Origin of the sequence: Vibrio sp. VB16, assembly GCF_015594925.2 — a bacterium.
Lineage (GTDB): Bacteria > Pseudomonadota > Gammaproteobacteria > Enterobacterales > Vibrionaceae > Vibrio.
This window is the reverse complement of record NZ_CP087590.1, coordinates 2098785-2115582: the sequence shown is the minus strand read 5'-3', so window position 1 is coordinate 2115582 and position 16798 is coordinate 2098785. Positions and strand designations below refer to the sequence as shown.

Sequence of the window (16798 nt, the reverse complement as noted above, 5' to 3'; positions counted from 1 at the left end):
ACTCCATGTTAGTATTGAACGTCCAAAATTATTCGCCAAAACACATATCAAAACAATGGATAATAACCAAATATAAGTTAACAAATAACACCCCCTATTCTTCCCCGTATATCTTGCCGAAGCTACATTGGCAATTCAAGTAATATTAGCAAGTTATGTGAGCATACAGAAGAATATGTAAAAACTTTCTAGTCCCTCCATGAGCCTAACACAAGTAACGCAACGGTAATTTTTAACTATGTGGTGGATTAGCAAAATTGAACATTTAGTTAGAGTTTTGGGCATGAGGTAAAGTAAATCAAATTGTGGGAATTGAAATCAGGTTCAATCCTGTTCTAGATCACTTTTGGACATTTGTGAGTTAGGGATTCTAAGGGCGTCTGCCCTTCAGATTACTTTTCATGCCCTAAAACACCAACGATCACCGCCTATAACAGTGATCGATTTTCAAGGAAATCGACAAAACCATGTATTGCGTAAATTTAGGCTGTTTCCTAAAACCACTTATTTATGAAATTTGGTCGGTTCTTTGTTTTATGAGCTGCTGACTCAACACTCCTACTTCATTTGGTTCCACTAGCAATTTAATTATTTAATATTTGACGCTTGAAATCTTCTAACTTTCTTTTTTTACGAATAACATTTTCATCAGATTCCCGCTCAGCAAGATGCTGCTCCATTTTTTCATTAAATGCCGTAAGTCCGGATGTTAATTCGTTACTAAAGGTCGCCATACCTTTGTTAAATTCTTCCAGAGCACTTATGACTTCCTCTTTGGTTTTTGACATTATTTTCTACCTCTAGGTTGAAATTCATCTAGAATTGTATAATTTATTCGCTCAAGGTATATCAACAATCTACATGGAGTTCAAACATTTAAATGTGTATAGATAGAGCTTGGGAGATTTTATAACATACGCTAGTTTCAAGTATCATATACAGTCAGTAGGGTCACGTTCAAACTCCATATTTCAATAAAAAGTGTGAACTAATCAGAATAAACAATTGGTTTCATATGATATTGTTAATCTGAATAAACTGCATTTATTTTAGTGTTAGAGATTAACCTTAGAAATAATCTTGTTTGGTTATTTTATACTGTATAGGATAAAGCATGGCAAGCGTATACATTACAAATTACAATTTAAAAAACATAACTAGTAATTCAAAAGAGCTTATAGAACACGATGAATTGGCGAAATTATTACCTCTAATTCACGATTTATCAAGAATGTTTTCTAGTATCGAGCTAAGCAGATTCCACATAATCCATGAGTTACTGTCAAACAGTGAATCATTTATTAATGACCACGAAAAAATGATAATGAGTTTCAAAAAGTCGAAGAATAATGGTGGTTCTTTTCACGCTGATCACAATTGTACCCAACTAAATAAGAATTACCTAGACGTTACTGGCTTTACTGGTTCAAATTATGTAAGTAACGAGCTTGTGAAAGAACTTAATAAAAATTTCAAGTCAATACTTTATCAAGACATAAACGACCGAGAGTTGCTGTATGAGATTCCACACAATATTCGATTGAAGTTCAACATTTCAGACTCAGCGAAAGTAATAATCAGAAAAAATAGCGGTCATATTATCTTTGAAAACATGACTAAAGAAGATATTGTCAATCAAATACAAACATTAATCAATAATGCCGACTTATACAGAGCATCATCACAAGAAATATCAGATGAGATTGATAAGCTAACATATGGGACTGATGCGTACGGAGTTATTAAGGATAAACCTGTCATGCTGTGGTGGAAAAAAGAATATAAAAACAAGATCGCAGATCTTCTGATTGCTTACCTAAGAGTAATTTCATCAGGTAATTTAAGTTATTCACTTTTAGAGAGTTTGAACATCCACCCATGTAAAAGCTGTATATCTAACAACGATAGTTCCTCTAGTAACAACTATTTTTGATTTGATTATATTTGAAACAGTTACTGGAAACATTTTACTGGACGACCTACGATAGCTACTGATTAAAAAAAGTAGGTCAAATCCCCATCTGTAAAGTGTGATAGATAAGTGCGTAAACTTACAATGGGGCAGAAGTGTGTTGGCTTGACGGTATCAACCAAACTCATATCTCTTTTGTTCCCACGCTCCCGCGTGGGAATGCATACGTAACTTAAAGACGCGAAGCATCCCGCAACTCATCTTCTGTAATCAATTCATTTAAATAGTTAATCACCGTTTTCATCTCTAATTCGTTTTTATCCGTGCAGGTAGCGTAAAGCGTCGAAAGATAGTCGCGGGCGAGTAGGGGGAGTGTCGTATTGTTCAGGTTTAGCGTTGAATTTGCGTTTGGCATAGTAGCCTCTGTAAGCGATTGAGCGAATCACCACCGAAAGGTCTCAAGCTTTTGGGTGGTGAACTGAACAGGGTTGAGACTACCGCCACTTACGAAACGGCCAGCCGAAGCTGCCCCGCTCAGCTCACCATAATTTTAGGTGTGCTGGGCTACACATGATGATTTTAAAAAATCAATGTGTCGTAAGTGTGTAGGGCGGGGTCTCAAACCCGACACTGGATTTTGCCAATGCCGCAACAGGGTATAAAAACATAGTGTTAGGTGCAATGGCTATTTTGTTAGGTTGGCCGAAGAACGGAGTATTTGGTGCAATCAAACTAAAGGGACATAAACCATAAGATTATAGTTAAAGATTAGGTGCGTATAAGCTAGTAAATCAATAACTTGAGAGTTTGTTTGAGTTATGGTTGTATACTAGCCAAATACGCACTTACATTTGTACAATGTTCACCTGATCCGAAGTTGGTAGTTCTATGTCTTCATTTTATAACGAAAACTCGCAAGAACTCTGCGATCAATACAATTCACTTTCCTTTGAACAGGTGCATTTCTCGTGGAAGCCATATTGGCCAGATGGAGGATATCGAGTACTGGATGTTGGGGCGGGTTCGGGTCGTGATGCGTTGTGGATGTCTGAACGTGGTGCCGAGGTCATTGGGTTAGAACCCTCTAAGCTTATGATTGAACACGGTAAACAACTGACTGGCGATAAAGTAACGTGGTTGTGTGATGAGTTACCATCGTTAAAGAAAGTGGGTAACTTAGCGATTCGTTTCGACCTTATTCTAGTCAGTGCGGTATGGATGCATTTAGCACCGACACACCGTGCTCGCGCCTTTCGCAAATTATCAAACCTATTATCGCCTAATGGTAAGTTGGTTATTTCACTTCGGCATGGTGAATTCAGTGATGGGCGTAAAAGTTATCCTGTGTCGGTAGAAGAGTTAGAACGTTTCGCTCAGGATACAGCATTACTGGTGAGGCATGTATCAAACTCTGATGATAGCCTCGAACGTAACAATGTTACTTGGCAAACCGTTGTGATGACACTGCCAGATGATGGTACTGGTGATCTAAATAAAGTACGACACATTATTGTTAACGACAGTAAAAGTTCTACTTATAAGCTTGGCTTGTTGCGGGTTCTGTTACGTATAGCTGATGCACACCCCGGCTGTGTGATAGACAGAACTGACGGAGAAGTATCTATTCCGTTAGGGCTTGTTGCGCTTTATTGGGTTAAGGCCTATAAACGTTTAATTGACCATAGTGAGCTCCAACAAAATAGCAATTCTAAACTGGGTTTAGCCTTTATTACCGCAGATGGTTGGGAACAGATTACTCATCTTTCAGCAGACGATTTGGCCGTCGGTAGTTTGTTTGTTGGTGATGAAGCCAAAGCGATTCAAAAAACCATTCAAGCGTCGATAAAAACGATGAAAAATGGACCAATCAAGTTTATCTACAGCGGCTCGATGTCAGAGCAAAATAAAGAATTTACTACTCAACCGCCAACGAAACACCGAAAACCGCAATCATGCATTTATCTTGATAACCAATTTTTCGAAAGTTTTGGGTCATTGGTCTTAAAACAAAGCCTTTGGGAATGTTTCCGTTTATATAATTCATGGATTGAGCCATTGGTCGTCAATCAATGGATTACTCAAATGCAGCGATTTGAACTAAATAGGAAAAACGAGATATCTCTACAAACATACCATGACTCTTTAATATGGTTAGATATAGAACATGATACAAGTGGCGTCCGCAAGCGCGTGGATGAGTTACAGCAAAATAGCATCAAGCTTACTAGTGTTTGGAGCAGCACTAAACTTGCAAATGGCTATCATGTAGACCACTGCTTACCCTTCGCTTATTGGCCAAACAATGACAAATGGAACCTTTTACCAAGTACAAAAACTGAAAATCTGAAGAAAAAAGATAGGTTACCCAAGAGAATACGTTTAGCTGAATCTAAACACCGTATTCTAGATTGGTGGACGCTTGCTTGGGGTGACGATACTACTGCCACGCAACGGTTTTTTACTGAAGCTTCGTTGTCTCTGCCCAATATCCCACCGCAATGTAATGAATTCGAAGAAGTATTTGAGGCTATGGGTCTACAAATTAGCGGGGTTAAGAGTAGATTATTAGTGGCTGAGTGGTAATGCAGTGCTTTCCAGCTACCTAGAAGCACCTGAAGTGATTGGGCTAAGAGATGATATGACGTTTCGTATTATGCGTGAGCACAAACCCTACCTTGGGTATCATCGGGACGCCTTGTTTAAGGACTAAAGGCAAAGGACTAAAGGGACATACACCATAAGATTGGAATCTAAACATCGTGCCTTAGAACGGTGGAAACTGACTCGGATTGTAAGTCGATTGTTAGTGTGAAAGTGGTTGCGTAACGATAAATATCCTCACACAAAGAATAATGAAGTAGGGGTTTTAATACGCCGCGAAAGCTTATCGCGACGTATTTTCACAGGCAATACTCGTCGGTGCGTAGTTATTGTGGTTCGAACTGCCTAGGTTGAAAGCGCCTTACCGCCTTATGCAATTTTGAATCGGGCCACCAAACTTTCTAGCATTTCTGACTGTTGCCTCAATTGCTCGCAATCGCGGGCTGCATTTTTTGCATAATCCGCATTAGAATGCGCAATCTCGGCTACCCCAGTGACAGTGCCGCTTATTTCAGCAACAACGCTGGATTGCTCTTCAGTAGCCGTCGCAATTTGAACGTTCATATCGCTCATGTTTTGAATTGATTTTGTTATCTCAACTAACATGGAGCCAGATGATATAACCAATTGTTTTGATTTTCCGGCGGTTTCTACACCCGTGCTCATCGCGTCTACACTTTCCGAAGAACGAAGCTGCAATCGTTCAATGATGGTCTTAATTTCAGCCGTAGACTGGTGGCTTTTCTGTGCTAAATTGCGTACCTCATCGGCAACCACGGCAAACCCACGGCCTTGTTCACCAGCACGAGCGGCTTCGATGGCCGCATTTAATGCCAACAAATTGGTTTGTTCTGATATACCTCTAATTACTTCAAGTACCGTGTTAATTTCCGTCGCTTCCTGAGCTAATTGTTGAATGACTTCAGAGGTGGCGTCGATTTGTGTTTCCATTGTGGTCACATAGTCCACGGTGGTTTCGACAGATTGGTAGCCCTCATTCGCATCCTTTACCACTTGATTTGCATTTTGCGCCGCTTGATTCGCATTGGAAGCAATGTCATTCACGGTATGCCCCATTTCTTGAACCGCGGTAGCCATCATTTCAGTTTGGCTCTGCTGTTCAAGAACATCACGATTGATGTGGCCCATTTGTGAATCGATAGAATGCGCGCTAGCGGCCAAAGAAGTACTGGTTTGTTTCACTTGCAATAACATGGCAACAAGAGACTCGACAAAACGGTTGTAACTACCAGATAACTTGCCTATTTCGTCATCTCTTCTGTCATCTAATCGTTGCGTTAAATCGCCGTCACCTGTTGCTATTTCTTCCAGCATTTCACCAACATGGTGAAGTGGCGCAATAACCTTTGTGATGAACAATGATGCAATTAAGATGAAAATTGTGGTAATAACCAGGCCAACAATAATTAAAGTGGAGGTTAAAGCGTTTGTGTCGGCAAAGACTTCGTCTTGTGGCAGTTCAGCAACCGCAAACCAATCTAATTGCGGAATATATTTGGTCGCAATAACCTTAGCGCCGCTTTCTGTGTCAATAAGTTGAATGATATTTTGAGCGCTATTTAGAAGTTGATCTCTTGGAAGGTCAACGGAATCGAATAGCGATTTTTCCCGCATGGACTGATCCGAGTGAAGTTGAATGTCACCATTTGCATTGGTTAGATAAACACTACCTTGTTCACCAATGCTATAACCTTTTATCATTTCGGTCATTTCTGATAGCGCCAAACCAATTCCCGCAACACCAATTCGTTGACCTTTGTCCATCACGACATAGTTGATAAATAACACGGCGGTGGAACTAGCATCATCAAAATCTAACGTTAATTCGTACGCTTTATCTCCGTTGATAAAACCATAAAACCATTGGTCGTCAGCTTTATTCGGTGAGAGCGTCTTGTCTAAGCCACTTGCGGTAAAATACTCACCAGTACGGGCTGATACAGCATAGGAGGCAATCGCGCTAAATTCCGTTTTAAGTGCTGTAAGATAGCCAGTAATCTGATTTTGATTCGCTGACATTGTATTGCTAGCAATCATCGAAACGTAGTCGGGATTAGTTGCGATAGCTTTAGAAACGGCTAAAGGGGTTGCGAGGCTTTTTCCGATACCTTCGGTGACAGATAACAGTACCGCGGGAAGCTCGGTATTAAATAGTCGCCTTTCTATGGCGCTCGTTGCTGCTTGGTTTGAAATAAATATTAATAGGCTTGCAGTAACAATGAGTGAAATGGCCGTCGTTAACACCAGTTTGGTTTTGATTTTCATCAGGACACTCCCATATTCTGTATGAGTTATTTGCAGTGTACTGAGTATGAAGTAATTTGGTTTTACTTTAAACATTAGTTCAATGAATGGGTTGATATTTAAAGAGTTTTGAGCTGTTGAGCTGTTTATTAGTTACTTGGTTTTGTTTTGTTTTTTTGTGTTGTGATCCAGCTAGATTTTCAACAAAAAAGAATATTGTGCTAATAGAAAATAGCCGATGAGTTAAACCATCAGCTACCTTCAAAAACCACGGCACTACACCACGATAATATTGACCCCTTGGCCTCTTAAACTATCAAGGACATCCGAGTCTGCATCGCTGTCGGTGATCAGGGTATCGAGTTGTTGGGCTGCGGCGAGAAGTTTGCCTCCGTGTTTGCCTACCTTAGTGCTGTCTACCATGGCAACCAGTTTGGCACCGTACTCAAGAAGTTTTTTCTCGGCCATATAAACCAGTAGGTCAGAAGTGTGGATACCTGCGGTGGTGATTCCAGAACCCGTAAAGAAGACGAAGCGGCTTTTGTGGTCATCGGCGGCTTTCTCATCTGGTGAAATGGTAATCTGACGCTCTGGCAGGTACTGCCCACCCAATATAATGACGCTTTGATGGTCTTGGCTGATCAACTGGTAGGCCAACGGCATAAAGTTAGTGATAACCTGCACATCTCGGTGCAGTAAGTGCTCGCCCATTAGAAATGTGGTGTTACTGCCACTCACAATAATGCTGTCATGTTCATCACACATGTTCGCGGCTGCTTCTGCGATGCGGTTTTTCGCAGAATACTCTTCTATATCCGGTTCATTAGGGATAAAGCTATTTGGTGCATGGGTGGCTGATTCCGCAGAACTGCTGTTTATGCTTTCTGCCCCATTTCGAATCTTCTTTAGTTTGCCTTCTTCACCGAGTTTGGTGATGTCTCTGCGTGCCGTGGATAATGAGATATCCAACATTCTTACGTATTCACCCGTCGTCATAAAGGTATGACTGTCTAAGTGATCTAATAGCCTTCTATGACGCTGAGCTTCATTCATTGTTTAGGTCCCAATTTAGTTTTGACCTATTTTGACCGAATATGAAGTTTTGAGCAAATTAAATTCTATTTTGACCTTTTTTGACGTTTAAGTGTGATCTGACGCATCATTTTGGTCATAAAGCGTCACAAATGACTTTACATGACCTAACTTGACCCTTTATAGTTGCTTTGCGTCACGAGAGGTCATGGAGGCCAGTATGAAGTATCAAGCCGTTATTATTGATTTGGATGGAACACTATTAAGTGATGATGACCAAATTTGTGCAATGAATAAAGAGGCCATCGCTCTTGCGCTTAATAATGGTTACAAGGTCAGTTTGGCGAGCGGCAGACCACATGAATTGATGATGCCGTATGTTGAACAGCTCGAATTATCCCTTCCGATAATCTGTTGCAATGGCGCTTATCTTTATGACCCGAAAACCCAACAAGTCTCAAACCAACAATCCATTGATACGGGCTTTTTTACAGAGCTACTTGGTTTACTTAACGACAACCATTTTGATTTCACTATTTACTCAAGTAATGGTGTGTTTGCTCAGCAAACGTCAAATCACACGATAAGTTTAGAACACAAGGCCAAATCCATTAACGCCGATTTGACGGTGAGCATTGTGCCTAACGTTGCCGAGCTGATTGCCCAAGCGGGCTCGGTCTATAAAGTGTTGGTTTCTAGCCAAAACAAAGGGGCGTTAAATCATTTTCGTGACGGTCTACAATCTCGTTGTCAGGCGGATCTGTCTGCGCCGAACAAACTCGATATTACGTCACTAACCGCAACCAAAGGTTACGCGGTTGAACAGTGGTTAATCACCGAAAATATCCCAACTCACAACACCATTGCTTTTGGAGATGGAGACAACGATGCCTCTATGTTCCGTTTAGTCGGAGAACCAGTTGCAATGGAAAACGCGAGCCCTGCATTGAAAGGGTTAGCAAATCTTATTGTCACCAACAACAACGGTTGTGGAATTGGCCAGTACCTGCGCTTAACCGTGCAAGAAGGTCAACATACACGCCAACACTCATTTAGTTATTAAGGAAAAATCATGAAAAAAGTTAAAATTGCAGCGGGTCTTGCTCACGTTGATTACGGTCACATCGCTGATGTTGTAAAAGAAGTGTCTGACGCTGGTGCCGATTATATCCACTGTGATGCAGCGGATATGCATGACCTGAAAAACCTGCAACTTATGGGTGGGCATCAGATCGTTGAAGGCATTCGTCCTTACACTGACAAGCCAATCGAAGTGCATGGTTATTTCAAAGATTGCGACCGTCTATTTATCGAGAAAATCGCGGCAGCGGGTGCAGACATGCTTATCCTTCCTGCAGAGCATTTCATCGGTGCACCACTGTGCTACATCATCAAATACTGTAAAGACTTGAACATGAAATTCGGTCTAACGGTTGGTGCTCTAACACCGGTTTCATTTGTTAAAGAATCTATCTATTACTTGGATCGCCTACACATTGTTATCCACGGTATTAACGACAACGATGACGAGTGGCTATGGCGTGAGTCTGCTATCGCGATGATTCGTGAAGCTCGTGAGCTTATTAACGAACGCAACCCTAATTGTGAGTTGTGTGTCGATGGTGGCATCCGTAACCACAATATCGAATTGCTACTAAACGAAGATATTGACGCGATGGTGGCATCAACAAATATCTTCGGTCACAAAGATGGCATCACGGCCGGTGTTCGCGATTTCCGTGCGGCGATTGACCAGTTAGAAGATAAGAAATAAGAAGCGTAAGCCGTTTCGTTGCCAGTGCTGAGCTACCCCCTAAATATGATTAGCTTAGCACCTTTACCAAGGAATTAACCATGACACAGTTTCAACACTATCAGCCGACAAAACTGACGTTTGGTGCGGGAGAAATTCAAAAAATTGGTCAACTTGTTGCTCAATATGGTACTCGTTGCCTTGTGGTGTCAGAGCCAATTTTTGAAGCAGTAAAGCCTGCCTACGAACGTATTTTTACGCTGTTGGAAGAGCAGGGTATCGAGGTCACGCATTTTGATGGTGTCGTGCCAAACCCTCCAACAACCGTCGTTGAACGTGGCCGCAGGTTAGCGATAACAGCAAACTGCAATGTGGTTTTGGCCATCGGTGGTGGTTCTTCGATTGATACAGCAAAAATCATTTCTGCAACCATTAACGCAGAGTCATTGAACTGGGCCGATTGGTTCGCCACTTATGACTCGCCATTTGGCAACGTAGAGGCATTACCTGCCAAAACGCTGCCATTGATTGCGGTACCAACCACGTCTGGAACTGGTTCTCAGGTCACGCATGCCGCTGTGATTACGGATCTAGAACAACACGCGAAACTGACGTTGTTCCACCCAGAGTTCTACCCATGTGAAGCGTTGATAGACCCTGAACTTATGTTGACTCTGCCACCGCGCATGACGGCGATGACGGGTTTTGACGCATTTTCACATGCCTTTGAATCGTTTACTGGTACTCGACCATCCCCATTTGTGGATGGAATGGCGCTAGAGGCGATGAAATTAGTGGTAGAAAACCTACCGAATGTTGTCGATAACGGCGCAGACCTTCATGGTCGTTGCCAGTTAGCGAAAGCCGACACCTTAGGTGGCATTGCCTTAGCGAATGGCGGCGCGGGGGCGCCTCATCCACTGGGTGAAATCCTTGGTAGCAGTAAAACCAATCTGCCGCATGGGCTAACGCTCGCGGTGGTTTATCCAGCTTATGTTCAACTTCAATGGCGTAAACAGCCAGAACGTTACGCGCAAGTGGCTGAATTATTTGGTGCTATGGGAAGCACTGAAGAAAAGGCGCAATCGCTTGCCGCACATTTAGTAACGTTTTTAGATCGCATCGGGCTTGAGTCTAATTTGACTCAAATAGGTGTGACAGAAGATGACGTCAAAGCATTAGAACCTGCGTTTTGTTTCGATTTACCGCTGACCAGTGGTGAAGAAATGAAGCAGATTCTACGTGCAAGTTTGGCATAGACAATACTCGTCGTGCGGCTGACGTTAGTCGAAAGACTTAGTGTTAGTGAACGATGAAACATGAATAGAAACAACAAAGAAGGCAAAATTATGGATGAAAATATTGATAACTCGTGCACCGCAACAATGGAATTGGAACGAGAGGAATTCATTGTAGGTGATGTACAAGCATTGATATTTGATTTCGATGGCCTTCTAGTCGATACCGAAACCTGTATGTTCAGAGCCTGGGAAGCTTTGATGGAACCATACGGTGTTGAGGTGTCGCAAATTAAGATTGCTGGCCTAGTTGGAAACGCTATGCCAGCCACTTATCTCTACCAGCAATATCGCCAAGTCTCTGGTGAAACGCTCACGAATGATGAAATTGATAAGCGGTTATACGACAAAGCGTATCGGCTAGTCGAAAGTATGTCTGAACGTGACAGCGTTCGAGAGTATTTGGATTTCGCCAAATCAAAGGCGTTCAAAGTCGCTTTAGCGACGAGCTCGAGCTCGGAGCATTATTTGCCAATTCTGACTCGTCTCAACCTTGTTCATTATTTTGACTGTTTTGTTGGTGCGGAAGAAATTGCACTGACAAGGCGTAAGCCTCAACCAGATGTGTACCTAGCTGCACTTAAAAAATTGGGTGTTTCTGCCCATCAAGCCATCGCATTTGAAGATTCTCCACCCGGAGTAAAGGCGGCTCGAACCGCAGGAATACCAACCGTTGCCGTAACCAACCTACTCACTCGTCACCTCGATGTCTCGCTAGCTAACGTGGTGCTGAGTTCGATGAATGAGCAAACGTTACCGCAGCTGATTAATAAACTTACCGAGAAATAACGATGAATAAATTAGAGCAATTGAAAAAGTACACAACCGTTGTTGCCGATACCGGTGACATCGATGCCATTGCAGCGTTTCAACCAGAAGACGCCACAACAAATCCTTCGCTTGTGCTTAAAGCCGCCGAGATGCCTCAGTATGACCGCCTAATTGTCGACGCGGTAGCGTGGGCAAAAGAGCAAAGCAGCGATAAAGCAATGCAGATAATTGATGCGGGCGACAAATTGGCCGTCAATATCGGCTTAGAAATTCTAAAAACTGTCCCTGGCCGTATCTCTACAGAAGTAGATGCGCGCATGTCATTTGATAAAGACGCGAGCCTTGCTAAAGCACGAAAGCTGATTGGAATGTACAACGAAGCAGGTATCAGCAACGACCGTATTCTGATCAAACTGGCCTCCACATGGGAAGGCGTTTGCGCGGCGAAAGAGCTGGAAAAAGAAGGCATTAATTGCAACCTAACCTTGTTGTTTAACTTCGCTCAGGCAAAAGCGTGTGCAGAAGCGGGTGTATTCCTTATTTCACCTTTTGTGGGTCGTATCCTTGATTGGTTCAAAACCAATACCGATAAAAAAGACTACCTACCAAATGAAGATCCAGGTGTGGTTTCGGTTTCTGAAATCTACAACTACTACAAAGATCATGGCTACAACACGGTCGTGATGGGTGCAAGCTTCCGCAGTGCTGGTGAAGTATTGGCGCTCGCAGGTTGTGACCGATTAACGATTGGCCCAGCCATTCTAGACCAACTTGCCGCGCAAGAAGGCCACGTGGAATGCCAGTTATTTGCTGAGCGCGATGCTATCGAACCTGCACCGGTTGCCTTGATGACAGAAGCGCAGTTCCGCTGGGAAATGAATCAAGACCCAATGGCTACTGAGAAACTCTCTGAAGGTATCCGTAACTTTGCCGTTGACCAAGGCAAGCTTGAAGCCATGATCGACGCACGTCTGTAGGAGAAGCATGATGATTTCACGTTCTAAATTAGCCGACACTATTCGCGTATTGAGTATGGATGCAGTACAAAAAGCGGCTTCAGGCCATCCGGGCGCCCCAATGGGGATGGCCGATATTGCCGAGGTACTTTGGCGCGACTTTCTAAAGCACAACCCAAGCAATCCAAACTGGACCGATCGCGATCGCTTCATTTTGTCTAACGGTCACGGTTCAATGTTGATCTATAGCTTGCTGCATTTGTCTGGTTATGAATTATCAATGGATGACATCAAATCCTTCCGCCAGTTGCACAGCAAAACGGCAGGTCACCCAGAGTATGGCTATGCGCCCGGTATTGAAACCACCACCGGTCCACTTGGCCAGGGTATTACCAATGGCGTAGGTATGGCGTTAGCCGAGAAAGTCCTTGCGGAGCAGTTCAACCGCGAAGGTCACGATATTGTTGACCACCATACTTACGTATTCATGGGCGATGGCTGCATGATGGAAGGGATCTCTCATGAAGCTTGCTCACTGGCTGGGACGCTTGGCTTAGGTAAGCTCGTGGCATTTTGGGACGACAACGGTATCTCTATTGACGGTGACGTTGAAGGCTGGTTCTCGGATGATACGCCAAAACGTTTTGACGCGTACGGCTGGCACGTTATCGCAGATGTAGACGGGCACAACGCTGACGATATCCACCGAGCGATAACCGAAGCGAAAGCGGTCACCGATAAACCGACACTGATTTGTTGCAAAACCGTGATAGGTTTTGGCTCACCAAACAAGTCAGGCAGTCACGATTGTCATGGATCACCTTTAGGCGCGGACGAAGTGGCCTTGGTACGTTCGAACCTCGGTTGGGAACATCCAGCGTTTGAGATCCCGCAAGACATTTATCAAGCATGGGACGGCAAAGAGAAAGGCGCGGTAGTAGAAGCCGATTGGGATACGCGTTTTGAGGCGTATCAACAAGCCTACCCAGAGCTCGCGGCTGAGTTTCGTCGTCGTAGCCATAACGAATTGCCATCAAACTGGCAGGCACATAGCCAAGATTTTGTTAAAACTTTGCAGGCGAATCCACAAACGATTGCGAGTCGCAAAGCCTCTCAAAATACCATTGAAGCCTTTGGTCCAATGCTGCCAGAGTTTCTTGGAGGCTCCGCTGACTTAACACCATCAAACCTAACCAATTGGACAGGCTCGAAAGCAATCAGTGCGGAAGACGCGTTGGGTAACTACCTCAGCTATGGCGTCCGCGAATTCGCCATGTCAGCCATGATGAATGGTATTGCGCTGCACGGTGGATTTATCCCTTACGGTGGAACCTTCCTGATGTTTGTGGAATACGCCCGTAATGCACTTCGCATGGCAGCGCTAATGAAGCAGCGCAGCATCTTTGTTTACACCCACGATTCTATTGGTTTGGGTGAAGATGGCCCGACGCATCAACCAGTCGAGCAGATCGCGTCACTACGTCTGACACCGAATATGAGTACTTGGCGTCCGTGTGACCAAGTAGAAACGGCCGTTGCGTGGATCTCCGCTATTGAACGTTTTGATGGCCCAACGTCGCTGATTTTTTCTCGCCAAAATCTGGTTCAGTTTGAACGCGATGAAACCACGCTCGCCAACGTGGCGAAAGGCGGCTACATCCTTTCCGATTGTGAAGGTGAGCCTGAGCTTATCCTGATTGCAACCGGCTCTGAAGTGGCCTTGGCAATGGAAGCGAAAACGCAACTAACGGAGATAAGATGCCGCGTTGTGTCTATGCCGGCTACCGATGTGTTTGATGCGCAGAGTGCTGAGTACCAACAACAGGTGTTACCAAGTCACGTTGTCAAGCGTGTTGCGATTGAAGCGGGTATCAAAGACTACTGGTTTAAGTACGTTGGCCTGCAAGGTGACATAGTAGGGATGACGAGCTTTGGTGAATCAGCGCCTGCTGAGCAACTGTTTAAGATGTTTGGTTTCACGGTTGAAAACGTCGTGGCGAAAGCCAAAGCGATTCTGGAGAAATAATATGGGTATGGCACACTGTTTTATTGAAAACACGAGCCAAGATTGCCTGCGTACTAAGGCGGCGAAAGTCGCCTTAGACCACGTGCTAAAAACGCTTACGCCTAGCTGCGTGATCGGTATTGGTACCGGTGCAACGGTGGAAGTGTTTGTTGAGCTATTGAAGCAAAGTGGGGCTGAATTTGCTCATTGTGTATCGAGCTCTGAGCGTTCGAGTAAGGCGATTCAAAAAGCAGGCCTACAAGAGATCGCGATCTCTGATTGTGAGCGTGTGGATTTTTATATCGATGGTATCGATGAAGGGTTGGACTGCGGGGTCACGGTGAAAGGTGGCGGTGCGGCGTTAGCAAGAGAGAAGGTGCTTGCGACACTGGCGATGACGTTTATTACTATTGCAGACAGCGGTCGATTGGTCACACAATTGGGTCAGTTTCCGTTGCCTATCGAGGTGTTACCCGCGGCTCGAAAAGCGGTATTCAATGCCTTGCAGAGCCTTGGTGGAAACCCAGCTCAGCGTGAAGGTTGTGTGACAGATAATGGCAACATTATCTTGGATGTTGCGGGATTGGACCTTTCACAACCCAAAGCATTGGAACAACAGCTTTGCGCGATCGCTGGTGTAGTAGAAAACGGCATTTTTGCACAGCGTTGTGCAGACTTTATGGCGTTCTCTGACAGCAACGGAACGCAGTGGTTTTCGAAAGAGCGAGTTATTGAAGAAATGAGATCTCGATAACAGCTCTATTTATACTTCTCTCAATAAGATAAAATTTGGAACCAAACATGACGGAAAGCAATTTTTCTACCCAAACACTCGATTATCTTGATCAGAATTTTTCAGTACTGCTCAATGATCTGTCGGGCTTGATTGCTATTCCGTCAGTAAGAGATACCGCGACGCGACAATCCAATGCCCCTTTTGGTCAGGCGATCAGGGAGGCGTTTGATTATCTAATCTCTTGGGCTGAACGAGAAGGCTTTGACGTTCGTGATCACGAAGGTTACGCCTTAGACATTAGCTTTGGTGAAGGGAAGCAAGAGATCGCTATATTGCATCATGTTGACGTTGTTGAAGCAGGCGACTTGAATGCTTGGCTTACGCCAGCATTTGAAATGCATCAACAGGGTGATGTGTTATTCGGCCGAGGTGTTACTGATAATAAAGGGCCCTTGGTTGCGAGCCTGTATATTCTCAAGATGTTTAAAGCGCTCAATGTAAAACTCGATAAGAAGATACGAGTCATCATTGGTGGCGCAGAAGAGACAACTTGGGAATGTGTAGAGCATTATTTTCAACACAATCCTCAACCGGATTATGGTTTCTCTCCAGATGGCGACTTCCCAATCGTTAATGGAGAAAAAGGGATCCTATATACGTCATTACAAAGCGCGTTTCCAGCTCTTAATGACTTAGGTTCCTGTCAGATAGTTAGCATAGAAAGTGAGCGGGATAGAACCTCTACCTGTTATCAACTGACTGTCTCTCTATCTGGTGATAAGGCAGGCGAAGTCTCAGCGTTGTTTGCTGACTTTGCCAAGGTAACTCGAACCAATGAGTTATATCGCGTTGAGCTATCAACGCCGTGGGAGAAATCCCGCAACCCGCATAAAGTGGATAACTGTATGGATCAGTTTGTTCACCAAATGCGGCATGTTGAAGGGTTAGATTCTAATTCTCGACACCTTATTGCGTTGCTTGATGCATGGTTTGCAGATTCAGCGGAAGGGTCGAAGTTAGGGTTGGCTCATCAAGACGATGAAATGGGCGCAACGACGTGTTGTGTCTCCTCCATCAACTTGGATCAACATGGATACAATTTGGATTTTGATTTTCGGTTTCCTAAGGGCCTGACGATCGATCAAACTCGTACCCAACTCCACCATTTATCCCAACAGTATGGAGTGACGATGATCGAACAACAGTACTTACCTCTATCTTACCTCTCTCCCGAAAGTGATCTTATCCAAGCGATGGGAAAAGCGTACTCCGAAGTAACAAAAACGGACGCGCAATGTTTTAGCAAAGGTGCTGCTTCATACGCACGGGCGCTAGACAATGGCGTGGCATTCGGACCGACTTTTCCTGGTGATGTGACTTGTGTTCATCAGCCCAACGAAAGGCTCAGCCTCAAGTCACTAAAAAAAGCAATCACAATATACGTGAAGGTTCTCATATCACTTTAGGAG

At 43.9% G+C, this 16798-nt stretch carries 14 protein-coding genes; 10 read left to right on the top strand and 4 right to left on the bottom strand.

Annotation, left to right across the window (positions count from 1 at the left end; all coding sequences use genetic code 11):
• Positions 1 to 584 precede the first annotated feature (584 nt).
• Positions 585 to 788, bottom strand: a complete 204-nt coding sequence (locus IUZ65_RS09615; RefSeq protein WP_195703524.1) for a hypothetical protein — start codon at positions 786 to 788, stop codon at positions 585 to 587.
• A 326-nt stretch (positions 789 to 1114) separates the two neighbouring features.
• On the opposite strand from IUZ65_RS09615, the gene IUZ65_RS09610 reads away from it, so the two are divergent.
• A complete protein-coding gene (locus IUZ65_RS09610) occupies positions 1115 to 1933 on the top strand; it encodes a hypothetical protein (protein WP_195703523.1) in 819 nt (272 codons plus the stop codon).
• A gap of 211 nt (positions 1934 to 2144) precedes the next feature.
• Here IUZ65_RS09610 and IUZ65_RS09605 read toward each other — a convergent pair whose 3' ends face one another.
• Positions 2145 to 2327 (bottom strand): hypothetical protein, encoded by a 183-nt coding sequence (locus IUZ65_RS09605; RefSeq protein ID WP_195703522.1) that lies wholly within the window; start codon positions 2325 to 2327, stop codon positions 2145 to 2147.
• A gap of 473 nt (positions 2328 to 2800) precedes the next feature.
• Between IUZ65_RS09605 and IUZ65_RS09600 the strand changes: the two genes are divergently transcribed.
• Positions 2801 to 4495 carry a class I SAM-dependent methyltransferase gene (locus IUZ65_RS09600; protein WP_195703521.1) on the top strand — a complete coding sequence of 565 codons (1695 nt, stop codon included), beginning with the start codon at positions 2801 to 2803 and terminating at the stop codon, positions 4493 to 4495.
• Positions 4496 to 4882: 387 nt separating this feature from the next.
• On the opposite strand, the gene IUZ65_RS09590 is transcribed toward IUZ65_RS09600, so the two are convergent.
• On the bottom strand, positions 4883 to 6799 hold the full coding sequence (locus IUZ65_RS09590) for a methyl-accepting chemotaxis protein (RefSeq protein ID WP_195703520.1): 1917 nt from the start codon (positions 6797 to 6799) through the stop codon (positions 4883 to 4885).
• A 255-nt stretch (positions 6800 to 7054) separates the two neighbouring features.
• The gene (gene ulaR, locus IUZ65_RS09585) at positions 7055 to 7831 is read right to left on the bottom strand and encodes an HTH-type transcriptional regulator UlaR (protein WP_195703519.1); all 777 of its coding nucleotides are present in this window, start codon (positions 7829 to 7831) and stop codon (positions 7055 to 7057) included.
• 199 nt (positions 7832 to 8030) lie between these two features.
• Between ulaR and IUZ65_RS09580 the strand changes: the two genes are divergently transcribed.
• From IUZ65_RS09580 to IUZ65_RS09545, 8 genes are all read left to right on the top strand, one after another.
• On the top strand, positions 8031 to 8873 hold the full coding sequence (locus tag IUZ65_RS09580; protein ID WP_195703518.1) for an HAD family hydrolase: 843 nt from the start codon (positions 8031 to 8033) through the stop codon (positions 8871 to 8873).
• Positions 8874 to 8882: 9 nt separating this feature from the next.
• Positions 8883 to 9584 (top strand): ribulose-phosphate 3-epimerase, encoded by a 702-nt coding sequence (locus IUZ65_RS09575; RefSeq protein WP_195703517.1) that lies wholly within the window; start codon positions 8883 to 8885, stop codon positions 9582 to 9584.
• A gap of 80 nt (positions 9585 to 9664) precedes the next feature.
• A complete protein-coding gene (locus tag IUZ65_RS09570; RefSeq protein WP_195703516.1) occupies positions 9665 to 10822 on the top strand; it encodes an iron-containing alcohol dehydrogenase in 1158 nt (385 codons plus the stop codon).
• 90 nt (positions 10823 to 10912) lie between these two features.
• Positions 10913 to 11650, top strand: coding sequence for an HAD family hydrolase (locus IUZ65_RS09565; protein WP_195705067.1), 738 nt, complete (start codon positions 10913 to 10915; stop codon positions 11648 to 11650).
• A gap of 2 nt (positions 11651 to 11652) precedes the next feature.
• Positions 11653 to 12609 (top strand): transaldolase, encoded by a 957-nt coding sequence (tal, locus tag IUZ65_RS09560; protein WP_195703515.1) that lies wholly within the window; start codon positions 11653 to 11655, stop codon positions 12607 to 12609.
• A 10-nt stretch (positions 12610 to 12619) separates the two neighbouring features.
• A complete protein-coding gene (tkt, locus tag IUZ65_RS09555) occupies positions 12620 to 14614 on the top strand; it encodes a transketolase (protein WP_195705066.1) in 1995 nt (664 codons plus the stop codon).
• A gap of 1 nt (position 14615) precedes the next feature.
• Entirely contained in the window at positions 14616 to 15347 is a 732-nt protein-coding gene (gene rpiA, locus IUZ65_RS09550) for a ribose-5-phosphate isomerase RpiA (protein WP_195703514.1), read from the top strand.
• Positions 15348 to 15394: 47 nt separating this feature from the next.
• Positions 15395 to 16795: a Sapep family Mn(2+)-dependent dipeptidase gene (locus IUZ65_RS09545; RefSeq protein ID WP_195703513.1), complete on the top strand. Its 1401-nt coding sequence runs from the start codon at positions 15395 to 15397 to the stop codon at positions 16793 to 16795.
• Positions 16796 to 16798 lie beyond the last annotated feature (3 nt).

What these genes read in the sequence shown, in the direction of transcription:
- IUZ65_RS09615 (WP_195703524.1), bottom strand. Translation starts at nt 788, where the DNA reads ATGTCAAAAACCAAAGAGGAAGTCATAAGTGCTCTGGAAGAATTTAAC.
- IUZ65_RS09610 (WP_195703523.1), top strand. Translation starts at nt 1,115, where the DNA reads ATGGCAAGCGTATACATTACAAATTACAATTTAAAAAACATAACTAGT.
- IUZ65_RS09605 (WP_195703522.1), bottom strand. Translation starts at nt 2,327, where the DNA reads ATGCCAAACGCAAATTCAACGCTAAACCTGAACAATACGACACTCCCC.
- IUZ65_RS09600 (WP_195703521.1), top strand. Translation starts at nt 2,801, where the DNA reads ATGTCTTCATTTTATAACGAAAACTCGCAAGAACTCTGCGATCAATAC.
- IUZ65_RS09590 (WP_195703520.1), bottom strand. Translation starts at nt 6,799, where the DNA reads ATGAAAATCAAAACCAAACTGGTGTTAACGACGGCCATTTCACTCATT.
- ulaR (WP_195703519.1), bottom strand. Translation starts at nt 7,831, where the DNA reads ATGAATGAAGCTCAGCGTCATAGAAGGCTATTAGATCACTTAGACAGT.
- IUZ65_RS09580 (WP_195703518.1), top strand. Translation starts at nt 8,031, where the DNA reads ATGAAGTATCAAGCCGTTATTATTGATTTGGATGGAACACTATTAAGT.
- IUZ65_RS09575 (WP_195703517.1), top strand. Translation starts at nt 8,883, where the DNA reads ATGAAAAAAGTTAAAATTGCAGCGGGTCTTGCTCACGTTGATTACGGT.
- IUZ65_RS09570 (WP_195703516.1), top strand. Translation starts at nt 9,665, where the DNA reads ATGACACAGTTTCAACACTATCAGCCGACAAAACTGACGTTTGGTGCG.
- IUZ65_RS09565 (WP_195705067.1), top strand. Translation starts at nt 10,913, where the DNA reads ATGGATGAAAATATTGATAACTCGTGCACCGCAACAATGGAATTGGAA.
- tal (WP_195703515.1), top strand. Translation starts at nt 11,653, where the DNA reads ATGAATAAATTAGAGCAATTGAAAAAGTACACAACCGTTGTTGCCGAT.
- tkt (WP_195705066.1), top strand. Translation starts at nt 12,620, where the DNA reads ATGATTTCACGTTCTAAATTAGCCGACACTATTCGCGTATTGAGTATG.
- rpiA (WP_195703514.1), top strand. Translation starts at nt 14,616, where the DNA reads ATGGGTATGGCACACTGTTTTATTGAAAACACGAGCCAAGATTGCCTG.
- IUZ65_RS09545 (WP_195703513.1), top strand. Translation starts at nt 15,395, where the DNA reads ATGACGGAAAGCAATTTTTCTACCCAAACACTCGATTATCTTGATCAG.